Below are 16,199 nucleotides of genomic sequence, written 5' to 3'. Positions count from 1 at the left end.
CTCCCCTCCCTTTTGCCTCGTCACTCGTCAGGCCGTCGCGCGCACGACCAGTTCGACGCCGAGGTCGAGGTTCTCCCGCCCCGCGTCGTCATGTCCGATCCGGTCCAGAAGATGCTTCGCCACGGCCTTGCCGATCTTTTCGTGCGGCGGCCGGATTGTTGTCAGCGGCGGATTGGTGCAGGCGGCGATATCGAGATCGCCATAGCCCATGATGGCTATGTCCTCGGGGATGCTAAGTCCCAATCGCGCCGCCTCGAACATCGCGCCGACAGCGAGCATATCGCCGGAAAAGGCGATGGCCCGGGTGTCGGGCTGTTGTTGCAGAACCTGCCTGAGGGCGATGCCGCCTTCGGCGATATCGCGCCCGGCCGCTGTCATGATGAGGGGCGCTTGTCTGCCGCCTTCGGTGAAACGTTCCGCAAAGCCTTCGGCGCGGGCTGCCGCGCGAGGGTCGCTCGACAGGATCGCGCCGACAAAGGCGACCCTTTCAAACCCGCCTTCTGCAAAATAGCGCCCCGCCAGTTGTCCGGCCCTGCGGTTGGAAAAACCGATCGCGCTGTCGATCGGGCGCTCGTCATGGTCCCACATTTCCACCACCGGGCAGGTGGCCGCGGTCAGCAAGGCAAGGGTGCCGCGCGTGTGATCGCGGCCGGTGACCACGAGCGCTGCCGGGTTCCAGCTGGCAAAGGCGGTCACGATCCGTTCCTCGCGCTCGATGTCATAGTCATGCTGGCCGATCATCATCTGATAGCCGGCCTCCTCGAGAATCGCCGACATCCGGTCGAGCGTTGCGGCGAAGAACGCGTTGGTCAGGCTCGGAACGATCACGCCGATCAGCGGCGAGCTTGTGCCCGCCAGGCTGCCGGCAATCCGGTTCGGCGCATAGCCCAGACGTTCCGCCGCCTCCCGAACGAGGGCGAGGCGTTTTTTCGAGACGGTTTCGGGCGCCTTGAGCGCGCGCGACACGGTGGCAAGCGAGACGCCCGCGACCCGCGCAACCTCTTCCATCCTTACCCGCCTGGCGGCGAGCTGCATGTCATCCTTTCGCGGCACGGCTCTGTACTCTCGGTTCGAATCTCTTCGTCAACGGCGATCTTAGCGACGGCCGCATCAATTGCAAACGAATTCATTTCTATGCCCTTATTCGATATCTCTAGATAATTTGTATTGAAATAAAACAATTAATATGGAATCACTCATTTTTGAAAGCGCTTTCAAATTGGGAGGAGAAAAGCGATATGTCGGAAAACGGTCAGGCCGCCATGAACGGCGCGCGCTATATCGCGGAATCCTTTGAGGCGCTCGGTGTCACCCATGTCTTCTTCATGGACGCGATCTTGCGCCCAACGCTGGTCGAGATGGAGGAGCTCGGCATCAAACGCATTCTGGCGCATTCGGAAAAGTCCGCCGTCTATATGGCCGATGGCTATGCGCGGGCGAGCAATCGCGTCGGCGTCTGCATGTCGCAGTCGGTGGGGGCTGCGAACCTGGCCGCCGGCCTCCAGGATGCCTATCTGCACCGCGCGCCGGTCGTGGCCCTGACCGGGCGCAAGGAGCCGATGCTGCGCTATCGCAACGCCTATCAGGAGGTGCCGCATGCGCCCCCGTTCCAGTCCGTCACCAAGGCCAGCATGGATGTGGCCGAGGCGCGCGAACTGCCCCATCTTCTGCCGCAGGCCTTCCGCATGGCAACGGACGGCTCGCCGCGCCCGGTGCATCTGGATCTGAACGGGCTTGGGGGCGAAATCATCGAAAAGGGCACGGTGCCGTCACCCGTTCTGCCCGATCCGGCGCTCGGCCGGCTGCCCGCCGATCGCCCGATTGCCTCCAGGGCGATGATCGAGGCGGCCGCGGCGCGGCTTGCGCAGGCGAAACGACCGGTGATGGTCGTCGGCGCCGGGGCGATCCAGGTCGAGGCCCATGCCGAAATCCGCGCCTTCGCCGAAGCCTGCAAGATTCCGGTGGCGACCTCGCTTGGCGGGCGCACCATCGTGCCGACGACGCATCCGCTGCATATCGGCACGGTCGGCACCTATTCCGCGCCGCCCGCAAACCGGCTTGTCCACGAGGCCGATCTGGTCATCTATATCGGCTGCCATGCAGGCGATCAGCCCACCAATAACTATACCGTGCCCGCGCAAGGGACGGCGATCATCCAGATCGATCTCGACGGTCAGGAGATCGGCCGCAACTATCCCGGCGTCACCGCGGTATGGGGATGTCCGCGCCAGGCTGTGGCCGATCTTGCCGCGCATGTGACGCCGCAGACGGCATGGGCGGATTTTGCCGCGCACGCGACGGCTGCGGTCGCCGAATGGTGGCGCCGCGTGGAGCCCGCGATGCATTCGGACGCGGCTCCGCTCAGGGTGGAGCGGCTCTGCCGCGAAATCTCCGAAGCCCTGCCGGAAAACGCGGTTCTGGTGGCCGATACCGGCTATTCCGGCATCTGGACCGCGACGATGGTGGACCTGCCGCATCCCGGGCAGAGCTATTTGAGGGCGGCCGGCTCGCTCGGCTGGGCCTTTCCCGCAGCGCTTGGCGCGCAATGCGGTGCGCCGGAGCGACCTGTTGTCTGCTTTTCGGGAGACGGGGCGTTCTATTATCACCTGAGCGAACTCGAAACCCAGCGGCGCTGGAATATTCCGGTCGTGACCGTGATCAACAACAATTCCGGTTTCGGGCAGGGCACGCCCAAGGTGGCCTCCTTTTACGACGGGCGTTCAGGGTCGCCGGAAGAGATCAACCGCTTCGGCCCGACGGATTTCTGCGCGCTCGCCAAAACCTTCGGGGTCGACGGTTATCGCGTGGAGCGCGCCGAGGATCTCGGGCCGGTGCTCAAGGCCGCGATTGCAGCGCGCAAGCCCGCGCTGATTGACGTCGTGACGGATATCCATCCGCGTGCGCCTGAGGCCTGGTCGCCGGTTGCGGTCTGAGATGATGATGTTGCAGGATGCGAAGGGGGAGACGTCGGTGGGCGGCATGAAAGCGGAGCCGCCGGCGCGTTCTCGGCGTTTGCATTTGGACTTTCTTCTGGTTATGTCTCCACTTTGGCAACATTTTCCCAACATTTCCGGGATGGAACCTGCCTTGGTCAGAAGAAGACAAGCGCCGCCTGCGTCCAGCAGCACAAAAGACTACAGGATCAATTCCGGCCTTGCGCGCGGCCTGGCGGTTCTCAAGGCGTTCGGCCCTGACAACAGGCCGATCGGCAATGCCGAAATTGCCGCGCGCGTGGGGCTGTCCAAGGCAACCGTCTCGCGACTCACCTTTACGCTAACGGAACTCGGCTATCTCAACTACGACGAGGAAGTGGGGCGCTATTCCCTGGGGCCGGCCGTTCTCACGCTCGGTTATGACGTGATGGCGCAGATGGAAATCCGCGACATCGCGCGGCCCTACATGCAGTCGCTTGCCGAATATGCCAATGCCAGCGTCTATCTCGGCACGGCCGATGGCAATGAGATCATCTATATCGAGGCCTGCCGCACCAAGGCGTCGATGGCCATCCGGCTTGGCGTCGGCTCGCGTATTCCGCTGATCTGCACCGGCATGGGCAGGGCCTATCTTGCGGCTCTGCCGGAAAAGGAACGGGAGGCGCAGATCAGCGCGGTCTCCGGAAATTTCGGCGACAACTGGCCTGCCGTGGAAGCCAAGGCGCGGGCGCAAATCGCCTTCGCTCAGGAGCACGGTTTCGCGCTGAGCGATGGCGACTGGATCGTTGAAGCCAATTCGGCGGGCGCCGTGGTGCGTCGGCCAGATGGGTATCCGGTCTACGGCATCAATGTCGGCGGGCTGCGTTCGATCGTTACCAATGAGCGGCTGGAACGCGACCTTGGTCCCAGGCTTCTGGACGTGGCCCGTGAGATAGAGCACGTCGCCCGCGGCATACTCTGAGCAGGCCGGTTTGGGCAAACGCCGGGCTCTTCTCCTTATGCCTTCGCGGCAGACCCGGCGAGCCTTTGCTCGACAGGCCGATGACGCGCGTCTGCACATTCTCGCGCATGGAGCAGAGGGGGAGGCGCCGCGCATGTTGCCGACCGTTCCCGAAGTCAAAAAAGAGTCAAAAAGGGGAGAATCGCGGCGGTTTGAGCAATTTATGCTGGCAAGTCCTGTCGACATATCCGCGTTTTTGAAATAGAATTTCAAAAGTGGCTGTTGTCCCAGGCCACGGGTTGTTGATCACACGGTGAGGAGAGCCGGCTTGATCGCTTCCCAGGAGGAGGAAACGGGGCTGGGAGGAATTTATGAAGAAATTTGCAGCTTTTGCCGTCGGTCTGTCGATGGCCGTCAGCACATTCGCCGCCGCTGCGAGCGCCGAGCCGATCGTCATCAAGATCGGACACGGTTCGGAGGGTGATCTGCACCTGCCGGGCGCCGGTCGCACGGCCTGTGTCGCGGCAATGAAGGACTATCTGAGCACGTCTTCCGACGGCCAGATCGAGCTTGATGTTTATCCCGACAGTTCGCTTGGCGGCGCCCGCGCGATGATCGAATCGGCGCAGGCCGGCGTGATCCAGATGGTCGGCACCTATACCTCGATCATGGTTCCCTTCTTGCCGGAAATGGCGATCACGCAGATACCCTATGTCTTCCCCGACAGCCTGACCGCCTGGCAGGTGATGGAAGGGCCGCTGGGCGATGAGCTGGCCGATGCTTTCCTTGAGAAAACCGGCCTTCGGGTTCTGGCCTGGCCGGAAGGGGCGGGTTTCCGCAACATCTACTCCGAAAAGCCGATCCACAGCGTTGCCGATATGAATGGCATGAAAATGCGCGTGCCCGAGAATCCCGGGCTTCTGGCCATGTTCCGCTCCTGGGGCGCCAACACGGTGACGATCAGCTGGAGCGAGCTCTATACCGCGCTGCAATCAGGCATGGCGGAAGGTCACGATACCGAGCTTTATTCGATGTATTCGCAGAAGCTCTATGAGGTGAACCCCTACGTCACCATGACCCGGCACAGCTACAACCTGCATCCCATCCTCATCAATGAGGAGTTCTTCCAGTCGCTGTCACCGGAAAACCAGACCTTGATGCTGAGGGCCGGCGATCTCTGCTCGCGCATGGGCAACGCCCAGTCCTATCTCAGCTCGCTGGTGATCCAGGAAGCAATGGAAGCCGAAGGTGCGACCTTCTATTACCCAACTGCCGCCGAACTCAAGGAGTTCCGCGAGCTCGCCCAGCAACCTTACATCGACATGGTGCTGCGCAAGATGGGCGATGACGGCCAGGAGTGGGTCGACCGCATCTTTGCCGCGACCGAGGAGGCTGAAAGCCAGCGCTGAGTTTGCTGGCAAGAACGGGGTTGGCGGCGCCGCGATAACGGTCGATTGATCGATAGCGGTGCCGTTTGCCCTGCGTACGGAAATGCGGGAACCGGGTGTTTGTCGGTTTCCGCAGTCCGCGCGCGCCTCTGGCGGCAGGGAGAATTACACAATGAAAAAGCTTCTTATCGGATACCAGACCGCCGTCGATGGCCTGGAAAAGGCCTGTATGGCCGTCGCAATCGTCCTGACCGGGCTGTTGTTCCTCGTCTCGGCCTACGAGATCATTGCCAACCAGGTCGTGGGAAACTCGCCGGTCTGGGTGGAAGAGGTCAGCAACCTGTTCTTCGCCTGGGCGGTTTTCATCGGCGCCGGCGTGATCGCGCGGCATGGCGGGCATATCGGTGTTGAACTCCTCTACGAGATGGTGGGCCCGTCCCTGCAGTCCGCTCTAAAGGCCGGGTACACGCTACTGACGCTCGTCGTCGTCTTCGTCATGGTCTATTTCGGCTGGAAGATGGCGCTCTTCGTGGGCAAGTACCAGACCTCGCTCTACCTCGATATCTCGCTCTTCTACTATTACCTTTCGGTTCCGGTCGGCGGTGTCCTGCTGGGGCTTTTCAGTGTCGCCGCCGCGCTCCCCGATCCGCGCGAGCAGGCAGACCTCACGCAAACCGCCGGAGTTTGAACCTTGATTGCTATCATTTTTGGCAGCTTCATCCCGATGCTTCTGCTTGGGGTTCCGATTGCGCTCTGCCTCGTGCTGATGACGATTTTCGTCTATGTCGATATCGGCGATCCGCGGCTTTTCCTGCAGATCCCGCAACGCATGTTCACCAGTACGGAGAACATGCTTCTGTTGGCGATTCCGTTCTTCATCATGGCGGGCGAGATCATGAACCGGGCCGGGATTACCGACCGGCTGATGACGCTGTCGTCATCGCTGGTGGGCTGGATTCGTGGCGGCCTTGCCCACACCAATATCGTTTCCAGCATGTTCTTTGCCGGGATTACCGGGTCGGCCGTCTCCGATACGGTCGCTGTCGGCAGCATCATGGTGCCGGCCATGAAGAAGAACGGTTATGGCGAGGACTACAGCGCCGCCGTGACGGCCGCGAGTTCGGTCATCGGTCCGATCATTCCTCCGAGCATCCCGATGCTGATCTATGCCTCGGTCATGAATGTGTCGATTGCCGGCCTGTTCCTCGGCGGCATGGTTCCGGGGGTTCTCGTCGCGCTGGCGCTGATGGTGACGGCCTATATCGTTGCCGTGCGCAAGGGCTATGGCGAGCGCGCCCCCTTCGTCGGCGTCGTCCGCCTGATCGTTGCCTTCATTCACGGCGCTCCCGCGCTATTGCTGCCGGTCATCATCATGGGCGGCATTCTCGGCGGCTTCTTCAGCCCGACGCAGGCATCCGCCGTGGCGGTCATGTATGGCCTGGCCATCGGTTTCCTGTTTTACCGCAAGCTCAAATTGTCGGACCTGGTCCCGATCCTCTCCCATACCGTCAAGGCGACGGCGATGATCATGTTCCTGATGGCATGCGCCAAGACCTTCAGCTGGCTGGTGACCTATTTCAATCTCGTGGAACACGTCACCATCGCCTTCGTGTCGCTGACGGAGAACAAGCTAGTCTTCCTGCTGCTGGTCAATGTCATCTACCTGGTCATCGGCATGTTCCTCGACATGGGCTTCGCCATCATCGTGCTGGGGCCGCTGCTCGCGCCGATCGCCTACAAATACGGCGTCGACCCGATCCATTTCGGCCTGATCACCTGCACCAATTTGACGATAGGATTGGCAACGCCGCCCTTCGGACTTGTGCTGTTCGCGGCCTGCGGGGTGTCAAAGGTCAGTCTGTCACGCATAAGTCGGGCCATCCTGCCTTTTATCGCCGCGGAACTCGTGGTGCTGCTGCTGATCACCTACCTGCCGGCGTTGACCATGTATTTCCCGCGCCTGTTTGGATACGCATAGCGCGCGTTTCGGTCTGATCGGGCAGGGCTGTCGCTCCACGTCCATCAGGCCGAAACTGTCGGCCCGCTCGGTCACGAAACCCATGGTAAAAAGTGCAATGAGGACTCGACATTGCGTCGGGTTTTCGACATGCTTGCTTAAACGATTAAGCAAATCATGGCCTGAATGCAGCAGCGCCCGCCCAAATTGTCCGAGATCGCTGAACGGCTGGATATTTCCGCCGCGACCGTCTCCAATGCGCTTTCAGGCAAGGGGCGGGTTTCAGCGGATCTGGCGAGACGCATCCGTCAGGTGGCCGACGATCTTGGCTATGTTCCAAGCCTTTCGGCCCGCGCGCTGCGCACCGGCCTTACGGGCGTGATCGGGCTTGTTCTGCCCGATATCGGCAATCCGCTTTTTCCGCAGATCGCGCAGGCCATCGAAAACGCGGCCACGGATGCAGGGCTTGGCGTTCTGATCGCGGATTCCCGCGGCAGTATCAAGGCCCAGACCGAGGCGATCCGGCATCTGAAGGATCACGGCGTCGATGGGATGATCGTCGTGCCGCGCCGCGGCACGCGGGTTGCCAATATCGGTTGTCCGGTTGCGATGATCGATTCCCCCTCGACGCCCGGAAATACGGTGTCGGCCGATCATTGGGGCGGCGGTTTCCTGCTGGGCGAGCATCTGGCCGCCCTCGGTCATCGCAAGGTTCTGCTGATTGGCAATAACCACGATTCCATCGTTCAGAACGACCGGCTCGGTGGCGTGCGCGCTGCGCTTTCATCCGGGACGACGGAGACGGTCTGGCTGGACAGCGTCTCTCTTGCGGACGGCGCCGGCTTCGATGCGACCCGATGGTATGCCAGAGGCTTCACGGCCTTCGTCACGGTTTCCGACCTTCAGGCATTGAAGGTGCTGACCCATTTGCAGGACGCCGGCGTCAGCGTTCCGGCCATGGCCTCTGTTTCAGGCTTTGATGACCTGATGTTTGCCAGTGCCGTAACGCCCGCGCTGACAACCGTGCGCATGGATATGCCCGCCGTTGCCGCCATCGCGATCGGGGCTCTCAAACAGGCGATCGAAACCAGAGCCGACGCGGATACCGTGCAGGCCGCACAGGACCGCGTTGCGATGACCCTCGTGATCCGCCGTTCCACCGGACCGGCCCAACAAGAAGAAAGTGAGAAAATCACTTTCACCAGAACCTCAGAAGGAGAACTGAACCCATGAAGACCTTTCTCACATCCGCCGCTATCGCGGCCCTGGCGCTTTCGGCCGGCGCGGCCAATGCCGCCGACAAGACGCTGACGATTTCCGTTTATGCTTTCGCGCAGGACGCGTTCAAGGAGATCGTCTACGATCCCTTCGAGGAAATCTGCAGCTGCGACATCGTCGTTGAAACCGGCAACAGCGTTGAGCGCCTGGCCAAGATGGAGGCCAACAAGCAGAGCCCCGTCGTCGATATGGCCGTCATGTCGATGGCTGATGCGCTTTCGGCCGCGCGCGCGGGGCTGATCGCCGATATCGACTATGCGAAACTCTCCAGCTACGACAAGCTTTACGATATCGCCAAGGATCCGAACGGCGATGGCAAGAGCGTCGGCTACACTTTTTACGCCACATCGATCGCCTACCGCTCCGACAGGGTCTCGATCGACAGTTGGGAAGATCTCCTCAGCCCGGAGTTGGCGGGCCGCGTTGCCTTTGCCAATGTCACCACCAATCAGGGGCCGCCGTCGCTCTACATGCTCGGCAAGGCCATCGGCAATGACGATTACGATCTGAAGGCGCCGATCGAAGCCGTTGCGGAACATCGCGATGATTTCGTCACCTTCTACGTTCGCTCCTCGCAGCTGGCGCAGTTGATGCAGCAGGAGGAAATCTGGGCCGCGCCGATCGGCCGTTTCGCCTGGGGCCGGTTCACTGATATGGGCTTTCCCATTGAATGGGCGACGCCGAAGGAAGGCCAGACCGGCGGTCTGAACGTCATGGTCATGACCAAGGACAGCGGCAATGAAGAGCTTGCCATGCAGTTCATGGATTTCTGGCTTTCCACCGATATCCAGACCAAGCTGGCCGAGGCGCTGGTGGACAGCCCGGCCAACAAGGAGGTCGTGGTTTCCGACGAGGTCGCCAACAATTTGACCTATGGCGCGGAAACGGCAGACAATCTCCACCTTCTGCCTTCCGAAGTTCTGCTCGATAACCGCGACATGTGGCTTGAGCAGTGGAATGAACAGGTCGGCCAGTAGGGCCGACCAGACCCGGCAGACCTTCATCCATCCCGGTTTGTCATATGCACGGCGGCAGCAAGGTCGCCGTGCTGCTTGAGAACAGAAAGTTACCTCCATGTTTCAAAGCCGCGTTGAGGCCATGGCGCTTGTTCTGCCAGCCGCCCTCTTCGCCGGAGTGGTGTTCCTGCTTCCGGTCGTGGTGCTGCTGGCTCAGGGCGTGCACATTGATGGCCAGTGGACGCTTTCGGCCTATGCCGATTTCTTCTCGAAATCGCTCAATCGCACGGTGTTCTTCCGCACATTGAGGCTGGCCGCACTGGTGACCGTCATTGCCGCCATTGTCGGTTATGCCGCGGCTTACGCCACCGTCAGCCTGCCGGAGAAGAGCAAGGGACGGATGGTCGGGCTGATCGTGCTGCCGCTGATGATTTCACCCGTGGCGCGCACCTATGCCTGGATCGTGCTTCTGGGCCGCACCGGCATCATCAACAAGGCGCTGGTCGCAGTCGGGTTATCGGACGAGCCGATCCGCTTTCTCTTCACCGAAACGGCCGTCACCATCGGCCTGTTGCAACTCTTCCTGCCGCTGATGATCATTTCCCTGATCTCCGCGCTTGAAAACATGCCGCGCGATGCCGTGCCGGCCGCACGCGTTCTCGGCGCCAACTGGTTCCAGGTGTTCTGGAAGGTGATCCTGCCGCTCACCCGCGAGGGGCTGATCATCGGCGGAACGCTGGTCTTCACCGGCTCCATGACCGCCTATATCACGCCGGCCATTCTCGGCGGCTCCAAGGTGCTCATGCTGGAAACCCTGCTTTATCAGCGCGTGACCGTTGCCAATGATCTGGTCTCCGCCAGCGTGATTGCCTTCATCCTGATGGCCATGGCCTTTTCCGCCAATTTCCTGCTCAAGAAAATCGCATCCGCGCGAGGTGGCAAATGAAGTCCAAGATCTTCGTCTTCCTGCCGCTCGCGCTGACGCTGGTCTTTCTGATCGGCCCGTTCATCGTTATCGTCATGGCGGGGCTTTCCTCGGGCAATAATCTTGCCTTTCCGCCGCCGGGGCTTTCGCTTAAATGGGTGATCAAGGTCTTCTCCATCGAAAGCTTCCGCGACAGTTTTGCCATGTCGATGTTTCTGGCGATCTTCGGCACGCTGGCCGCGCTGATCCTCGGCATTCCGGCGTCCTATGCCATGTCGCGCTACAAGGTGCCGGGCGCGGAAACCGTGCGGCTGATCGTGTCGTCGCCGATCATCGTGCCGGGCATCATCGTCGGTCTGGCTCTGTTGCGCTATTTCGTCGTGCCGCTGTCGCTGTCGATCACGCTGGCGCTGTTCGTCGCCCATACCGCGCTGATCCTGCCCTATGCGGTGCGCGTCGTTTCGGCGAGCCTCAACAATCTGCGCTCCGATATCGAAGAGGCGGCGATCCTGCTGGGCGCCAGCCGGGCAGGGGCGTTTTTCCGCGTGGTGCTGCCCAATATCCGGGGCGGCGTGCTTTCTGCCTTCATTCTCGGTTTCGTGACGAGTTTCAACCAGGTGCCGGTCTCGCTGTTCCTGTCGGGGCCAGGTGTTCGCACCCTGCCTATCGACATGATCGGCTATATGGAAACCACTTACGATCCATCCGTTGCCGCACTTGCCGCGCTTCTTGCTTTCCTCTCGATCGGCATTGTCTTTGTCGCCGAGCGTTTCCTGGGCTTTACCCGCTATGTCTGAACACACTCTGCTTTCCCTGACCGACCTTTCGCTTTCCTATGGCAAGAACACAGTCGTTGACCGTTTGAATCTTGAGATCGAAAAGGGCGAACTGATTGCGCTTCTCGGGCCTTCGGGCTGCGGCAAGACCACGACCATGCGCGCCATTGCCGGCCTCATGACGCCCTCCGGCGGGAAAATTGTTCTGGATGGCCGCGACATCACCCGCGTTCCGCCGAACAGGCGCGAGGTCGGGCTGATGTTTCAGTCCTACGCCTTGTTTCCGCATCTCTCTGTCTTTGAAAATGTCGCCTTCGGCCTGAAGCTGAAGGGAATGCGCGGCGTCGCATTATCCGAACGCGTGAATGAGGGGCTTCGTGCCGTGGGGCTTGGCGGCTATTCCGACCGGCGCCCCGCCGATCTTTCCGGCGGTCAGCAGCAGCGCGTGGCGCTCGCCCGCTCGCTGGTCATGGACCCGAAGGTGCTGCTGCTGGACGAGCCGCTTTCAAACCTCGATGCGCGCCTCAGACTTGAAATGCGCACCGAGCTTCAGCGCGTGCAAAGGGCCAATGACCTGACCATGGTGTTCGTGACCCACGACCAGTCCGAGGCCCTGTCGCTCGCCGACCGGATCGTGGTGATGCAGGATGGTGCTATCGAGCAGCTTGGCACGCCGGAAGATATCTATAACCGTCCGGAATCCGCCTTCGTTGCCGATTTCGTCGGTTTTGAGAACATCTTTGCCGCCGAGGCGGGCATGCTGAGGGGCAAGGGCGAGGCCTTTATGCTTCCCGAGGCGCTTCCTGCGGATGCAAAAGGTCTGGCATGGCGACCGCGTTTCGTGCGCCTTGGCGAAGGGGCCTTCTCCGGCACTGTGATCGGCGCTGCCTTTGTCGGTCAGATGCGCGAATACGTGCTGGAAACGCCGCTTGGCCAGATCAAGGTCGATGTCGACGCCGGCGACCCGGCGCACAGCCTCGGCAAGGAACTCGCCTTTGATCTTCGGGTCGAAGACGCCGTTGTCCTGAAACGATAGGCATTGATCATGGGCGTCTGGATCGACACGGATATGGGGTTTGACGACATTGCCGCGATCCTCACCGTTCAGGCAAGCGGCAGGGCGATTGATGGTCTGTCGCTGACCTTCGGCAATACGACATTGGCGAAAGTCTGCAGCAATGCCGCCTCGGCGGCAAAGGTTTTCGACTGGGCCTTCACGATCCATGCCGGGGCTGACCGCGCGGTGATGGGGGGCGTTGAAACGGCCGCCTCGATCCTGAGCGATGCCGGCATGCCGACTGCGGGGCTCAGCCTGCCGGAAGCGGCACTTCCGCCATCCGATCCGGCCTTCGCTGCGCTTTGCAACTGGCTTTCGAAGGGTGACGGGCCGAAGCGCCTTCTGGCACTTGGGCCTTTGACCAATATCGCAGCCCTTTGTCTGGCGCGCCCCGACCTTGCCAGCCGGATCAGCGAGATTGTCTGGATGGGCGGCGGTGTCACCAGCGGCAACCACACCGCTTCCGCCGAGTTCAACGCACTGGCAGATCCCGAGGCCGCCGCCATCATCCTGTCGCGCGGCATCCCCTTTGTCATGGCGGACCTCGATTTCTGCCGCAAGGTTACGATCAATGCGGACGATGTGGCGGCGCTGCGCGCTGAAAACGGCAGGAACGCACCGCTTCTGGCCGATCTGACGGAAGGTTTTCTCAACATAGCCGCAAAGCGCGGTGGCACCGAAATGGCGTTTTTTGATCCTGCGGCGGCAGTGGCTTTTTGTCACCCGTCGCTTGTTTCCTTGCAGCCGGTGCATCTGGCCTTTGAAACGGCCGGACACATCACACGCGGACGCAGTGTTGTCGAAACCCGCGCCCACAAGCTGGCGCCGGAGACAAGCTTCAACGCCTCGATCATCACCGAGGTTGATGCCAATGCCGCGCATGACACGATCATGGGCGCATTGCTGGCGGAGGCACGGCGATGAAAAGCATTGACGATCCCGCCATGCGTGCCGCAGCGGTTGAAGCTGCCCGTGGTGAGCGGCCATTCGACCTGCTGATTTCCGGCGGCACAGTCGTGGATGTTGCGACCGGCGAGCTGAGGCAGGCCGATGTCGGCCTTTCCGGCGGGCTGATTGCGGCGGTTATGCCGCCGGGCGCGCGCCGTGACGCCGTGGAAATCATTGATGCAGGCGGGGCCTTCGTCTCGCCCGGTCTGATCGACATGCACATGCATGTCGAAAGCTCGATGGTGACGCCTGCGACCTATGCCAAAGCCGTTCTGCCGCGCGGCGTGACGACCATTGTCTGGGATCCGCATGAACTGGCCAATGTCGCCGGCGTTCCGGCGGTCGACTGGGCGATTGAGGCGAGCCGTCGCCTGCCGCTCGATACCACCCTTCTGGCGCCTTCCTGCGTGCCGTCAGCGCCGGGGCTTGAACGCGCTGGCGCGGATTTCGGGCCGGAAACAATCGCCGGCCTTCTGGCAAGACCGGAAATCGGTGGCATTGCCGAAGTGATGAATATGGAGGGGGTCATTTCCGGCAGCCCGCGCATGAGTGGCATCGTCAATGCCGGACTTGACGCCGGGAAGCCGGTGTTCGGTCACGCGCGCGGATTATCCGGCGACAGGCTTTCCGCCTTCATCAGTGCCGGCGTTTCATCCGATCATGAGCTGACATCGGGCGATGATCTGCTCGAGAAGCTGCGCGCCGGCTTGACGGTCGAGTTGCGCGGCTCTCATCCTTATCTCTTCGATGACTTTGTCGAAGCGCTGAACCAACTGCCCGTCTGGCCGCAGACACTGACGCTGTGCACCGACGACGTCTTTCCCGATGATCTGATGACCGGAGGCGGTATGGTTGCTCTCATCCGGGCGCTGGTCGAGCGCGGTTTACCTGCCGTTCAGGCCCTGCAGGCGGCAACGCTGAATGCGGCGCGGCGTCTGAACCGAACCGATCTCGGGCTCATCGCGGCCGGCAGGCGCGCCAATATCGCGATCTTCGAGGATCTTGATACGTTTTCAACGCGTCATGTCATCGTGGATGGCAAGGTCATCGCCTCTGACGGGCGCCTCAATGCTGCTGTGTCCGATCATCCTTCCGGCATGCTCAAGGGCTCCATGAAGGTCGAGCCGCTTTCACCGGATGATTTCAGGGTCCAGACCGAAGGTACGCGTGTTGAAATCGCCACCATCGACCAGCCGCGCTTTACCCGCTGGGGCAGGACGGAGACGGAGGTGGAAAACGGCTTCGTCGTCGCGCCGGACGATGTTACGCTGATCAGCGTCGTCCATCGCCATGGCAAAGCTGAAGCAAGACCGAAAACCGGCTTCCTGCGCGGCTGGGGCAAGTGGCGCGGCGCATTCGCGACCACGGTTTCGCACGATAGTCATAACCTGACGGTGTTCGGCCGGAACCCGGAAGACATGGCAACCGCCGCCAATGCGCTGATTGAAAGCGGTGGCGGCATGGTTGTGGTTGCTGACGGCAAGGTGGAAGCACTGCTTGCCCTGCCGCTGTTGGGGTTGATCTCCGATGCGCCGCTTGAAGAGGTCGCCCGGAATTTCGAGGCCGTGCGCAATGCCGCCGGCACAATCGTCGACTGGGAGCCGCCCTATCTCACCTTCAAGGCGCTGGTGGGCGCAACGCTTGCCTGCAATGCCGGCCCGCACCAGACCGATCTGGGCATCGCCGATGTTGAAACCGGAACCGTGCTGGAAAGCCCTGTGCTGCGGCAGGTTTTCTAGCCGGCCTTGTTTGGCAGTTCCGTCTCGGTCAGCCGCACCCAGTAGGCCGCGCCATAGCCGATCGCGTCGTCATTGAAGTCATAGCCCGTATTGTGGTGCAGGGCGCCGTCGACGGCAGGGCCATTGCCAAGCCAGACATAGCAGCCCGGCACTTCATTTCCGAAAAAGGCGAAGTCGTCGCCTGCCGTTGACGGTGGAAAGGTCGTGCGCGCCTTCTCGCCGAAGACGGATTCGGCCGCCTTGAACGCCGTCTGCGTCGGTTCGGCGGCATTGACGACCGGCGGAATGCGGCGAATGAACTGATAATCCGCTTCAACGCCGAATGAGGCTGCCATGCCATGGGCCAGCCGTCCGATTTCCTCTTCCAGCTGATCGCGGGTTTCAGGCGAATAGGCCCGCGCCGTGCCGCCGATCTTCACGAAGTCGGGGATCACGTTGAGCGCATTCGGATCGCCGGCCGCAACGGAGCAGGCCGAGATCACGGCGGGCTGAAGCGGATCAACCACGCGCCCGACGATCGTCTGCAACGCGGCAATGAAATGTCCCGAAGCCGTCACCGGGTCGCGGCCGAGATGCGGCTTTGCGCCATGGGTGCCGGTGCCCCTGAAGGTGACCCGCCAGCTGTCGGAGGAGGCAAGCTGCGGCCCCTCGACCACGGCCATTTCATCGACATCGAGGCCCGGCATATTGTGCAGTCCGTAAACCGCATCGCAGGGAAACAGCTCAAACAGCCCGTCCTCGACCATCTTCTTCGCGCCGCCGCGACCTTCTTCGGCGGGCTGAAAGATGAAGTGAACCGTGCCGGAAAACTCTCTCGAACGCGCAAGATAGCGGGCTGCGGCCAAAAGCATCACCGTGTGTCCGTCATGGCCGCAGGCATGCATCTTGCCGTCGACCAGGCTTTTATAGGGTCGTTCGGCGGTCTCCGGCATGGCAAGCGCATCCATATCCGCGCGCAGACCGATGGCCCGGTTGCCGTCGCCAGCTTTCAGCGTGCCGACAACCCCGGTGCCGCCAAGACCGCGGTGGACCTCGATGCCTTCATCGCCGAGGAGCTTTGCCACGATCTCGCTGGTCCGCGTCTCCTCGAAGCCAAGCTCGGGATGTGCATGAAGATCGTGACGCAGGTCCCGCCAGTATTCGATATCCTGCATGATCTCGACAGGAACCGACCTTGCGCCTTCATCTTTTGCATTCATTGTTGTTCAGGCCTTTCGGATCGTTGTCACAAACTGGGGAAATCACGGATACGATCTAAAGCGGTTCAAAGGCAGGATCAATGTGGAGCGCCGCTTGTCGGAC

General features: G+C 61.5%; 14 protein-coding genes. 12 read left to right on the top strand and 2 right to left on the bottom strand.

Translation table 11 applies throughout. From position 1 onward, the window contains the following. Positions 1–27 precede the first annotated feature (27 nt). Positions 28–1,053 carry a LacI family DNA-binding transcriptional regulator gene (locus tag FF124_RS05640; protein WP_138747522.1) on the bottom strand — a complete coding sequence of 342 codons (1,026 nt, stop codon included), beginning with the start codon at positions 1,051–1,053 and terminating at the stop codon, positions 28–30. Positions 1,054–1,238: 185 nt separating this feature from the next. Here FF124_RS05640 and FF124_RS05635 point away from each other — a divergent pair, with 185 nt between their 5' ends. The 12 genes from FF124_RS05635 to FF124_RS05580 all read left to right on the top strand — a co-directional run bounded on the left by FF124_RS05635 (position 1,239) and on the right by FF124_RS05580 (position 14,897). Continuing rightward, positions 1,239–2,933 (top strand): thiamine pyrophosphate-binding protein, encoded by a 1,695-nt coding sequence (locus FF124_RS05635; RefSeq protein WP_138747521.1) that lies wholly within the window; start codon positions 1,239–1,241, stop codon positions 2,931–2,933. A 154-nt stretch (positions 2,934–3,087) separates the two neighbouring features. After that, positions 3,088–3,894: an IclR family transcriptional regulator gene (locus FF124_RS05630; protein ID WP_187326826.1), complete on the top strand. Its 807-nt coding sequence runs from the start codon at positions 3,088–3,090 to the stop codon at positions 3,892–3,894. 350 nt (positions 3,895–4,244) lie between these two features. Beyond that, positions 4,245–5,282, top strand: a complete 1,038-nt coding sequence (locus tag FF124_RS05625; protein ID WP_138747519.1) for a TRAP transporter substrate-binding protein — start codon at positions 4,245–4,247, stop codon at positions 5,280–5,282. A gap of 151 nt (positions 5,283–5,433) precedes the next feature. Then, positions 5,434–5,949, top strand: coding sequence for a TRAP transporter small permease (locus tag FF124_RS05620; RefSeq protein ID WP_187326825.1), 516 nt, complete (start codon positions 5,434–5,436; stop codon positions 5,947–5,949). 3 nt (positions 5,950–5,952) lie between these two features. After that, a complete protein-coding gene (locus FF124_RS05615; RefSeq protein WP_138747517.1) occupies positions 5,953–7,239 on the top strand; it encodes a TRAP transporter large permease in 1,287 nt (428 codons plus the stop codon). A gap of 165 nt (positions 7,240–7,404) precedes the next feature. Continuing rightward, positions 7,405–8,451 (top strand): LacI family DNA-binding transcriptional regulator, encoded by a 1,047-nt coding sequence (locus FF124_RS05610; RefSeq protein ID WP_138747516.1) that lies wholly within the window; start codon positions 7,405–7,407, stop codon positions 8,449–8,451. Beyond that, entirely contained in the window at positions 8,448–9,473 is a 1,026-nt protein-coding gene (locus FF124_RS05605) for an ABC transporter substrate-binding protein (protein ID WP_138747515.1), read from the top strand. The genes FF124_RS05610 and FF124_RS05605 overlap by 4 nt, the downstream gene beginning before the upstream one ends. 97 nt (positions 9,474–9,570) lie before the next feature. Further along, positions 9,571–10,398, top strand: a complete 828-nt coding sequence (locus FF124_RS05600; protein ID WP_138747514.1) for an ABC transporter permease — start codon at positions 9,571–9,573, stop codon at positions 10,396–10,398. After that, positions 10,395–11,174: an ABC transporter permease gene (locus FF124_RS05595; RefSeq protein WP_138747513.1), complete on the top strand. Its 780-nt coding sequence runs from the start codon at positions 10,395–10,397 to the stop codon at positions 11,172–11,174. Before FF124_RS05600 ends, FF124_RS05595 begins: the two co-directional genes overlap by 4 nt. After that, positions 11,167–12,189, top strand: coding sequence for an ABC transporter ATP-binding protein (locus tag FF124_RS05590; protein ID WP_138747512.1), 1,023 nt, complete (start codon positions 11,167–11,169; stop codon positions 12,187–12,189). The genes FF124_RS05595 and FF124_RS05590 overlap by 8 nt, the downstream gene beginning before the upstream one ends. A gap of 9 nt (positions 12,190–12,198) precedes the next feature. Then, a complete protein-coding gene (locus FF124_RS05585; RefSeq protein ID WP_138747511.1) occupies positions 12,199–13,134 on the top strand; it encodes a nucleoside hydrolase in 936 nt (311 codons plus the stop codon). Then, a complete protein-coding gene (locus tag FF124_RS05580) occupies positions 13,131–14,897 on the top strand; it encodes an adenine deaminase (RefSeq protein WP_138747510.1) in 1,767 nt (588 codons plus the stop codon). Before FF124_RS05585 ends, FF124_RS05580 begins: the two co-directional genes overlap by 4 nt. Here the strand turns inward: FF124_RS05580 and FF124_RS05575 are convergent. Beyond that, the gene (locus FF124_RS05575; RefSeq protein ID WP_138747820.1) at positions 14,894–16,051 is read right to left on the bottom strand and encodes a M20 aminoacylase family protein; all 1,158 of its coding nucleotides are present in this window, start codon (positions 16,049–16,051) and stop codon (positions 14,894–14,896) included. The two genes, FF124_RS05580 and FF124_RS05575, sit on opposite strands and share 4 nt — an antisense overlap. Positions 16,052–16,199 lie beyond the last annotated feature (148 nt).

The sequence above is a fragment of the Martelella lutilitoris genome, from assembly GCF_005924265.1.
GTDB classification, from domain to species: Bacteria; Pseudomonadota; Alphaproteobacteria; order Rhizobiales; family Rhizobiaceae; genus Martelella; species Martelella lutilitoris.
Note: the sequence above shows the minus strand (reverse complement) of the source record. Positions and strands in the feature narration are given on the sequence as shown.

Coding starts and splice junctions, on each gene's coding strand:
- FF124_RS05595 (WP_138747513.1), top strand. CDS start 10,395: ATGAAGTCCAAGATCTTCGTCTTCCTGCCGCTCGCGCTGACGCTGGTC.
- FF124_RS05605 (WP_138747515.1), top strand. CDS start 8,448: ATGAAGACCTTTCTCACATCCGCCGCTATCGCGGCCCTGGCGCTTTCG.
- FF124_RS05590 (WP_138747512.1), top strand. CDS start 11,167: ATGTCTGAACACACTCTGCTTTCCCTGACCGACCTTTCGCTTTCCTAT.
- FF124_RS05580 (WP_138747510.1), top strand. CDS start 13,131: ATGAAAAGCATTGACGATCCCGCCATGCGTGCCGCAGCGGTTGAAGCT.
- FF124_RS05635 (WP_138747521.1), top strand. CDS start 1,239: ATGTCGGAAAACGGTCAGGCCGCCATGAACGGCGCGCGCTATATCGCG.
- FF124_RS05600 (WP_138747514.1), top strand. CDS start 9,571: ATGTTTCAAAGCCGCGTTGAGGCCATGGCGCTTGTTCTGCCAGCCGCC.
- FF124_RS05610 (WP_138747516.1), top strand. CDS start 7,405: ATGCAGCAGCGCCCGCCCAAATTGTCCGAGATCGCTGAACGGCTGGAT.
- FF124_RS05575 (WP_138747820.1), bottom strand. CDS start 16,051: ATGCAGGATATCGAATACTGGCGGGACCTGCGTCACGATCTTCATGCA.
- FF124_RS05620 (WP_187326825.1), top strand. CDS start 5,434: ATGAAAAAGCTTCTTATCGGATACCAGACCGCCGTCGATGGCCTGGAA.
- FF124_RS05585 (WP_138747511.1), top strand. CDS start 12,199: ATGGGCGTCTGGATCGACACGGATATGGGGTTTGACGACATTGCCGCG.
- FF124_RS05625 (WP_138747519.1), top strand. CDS start 4,245: ATGAAGAAATTTGCAGCTTTTGCCGTCGGTCTGTCGATGGCCGTCAGC.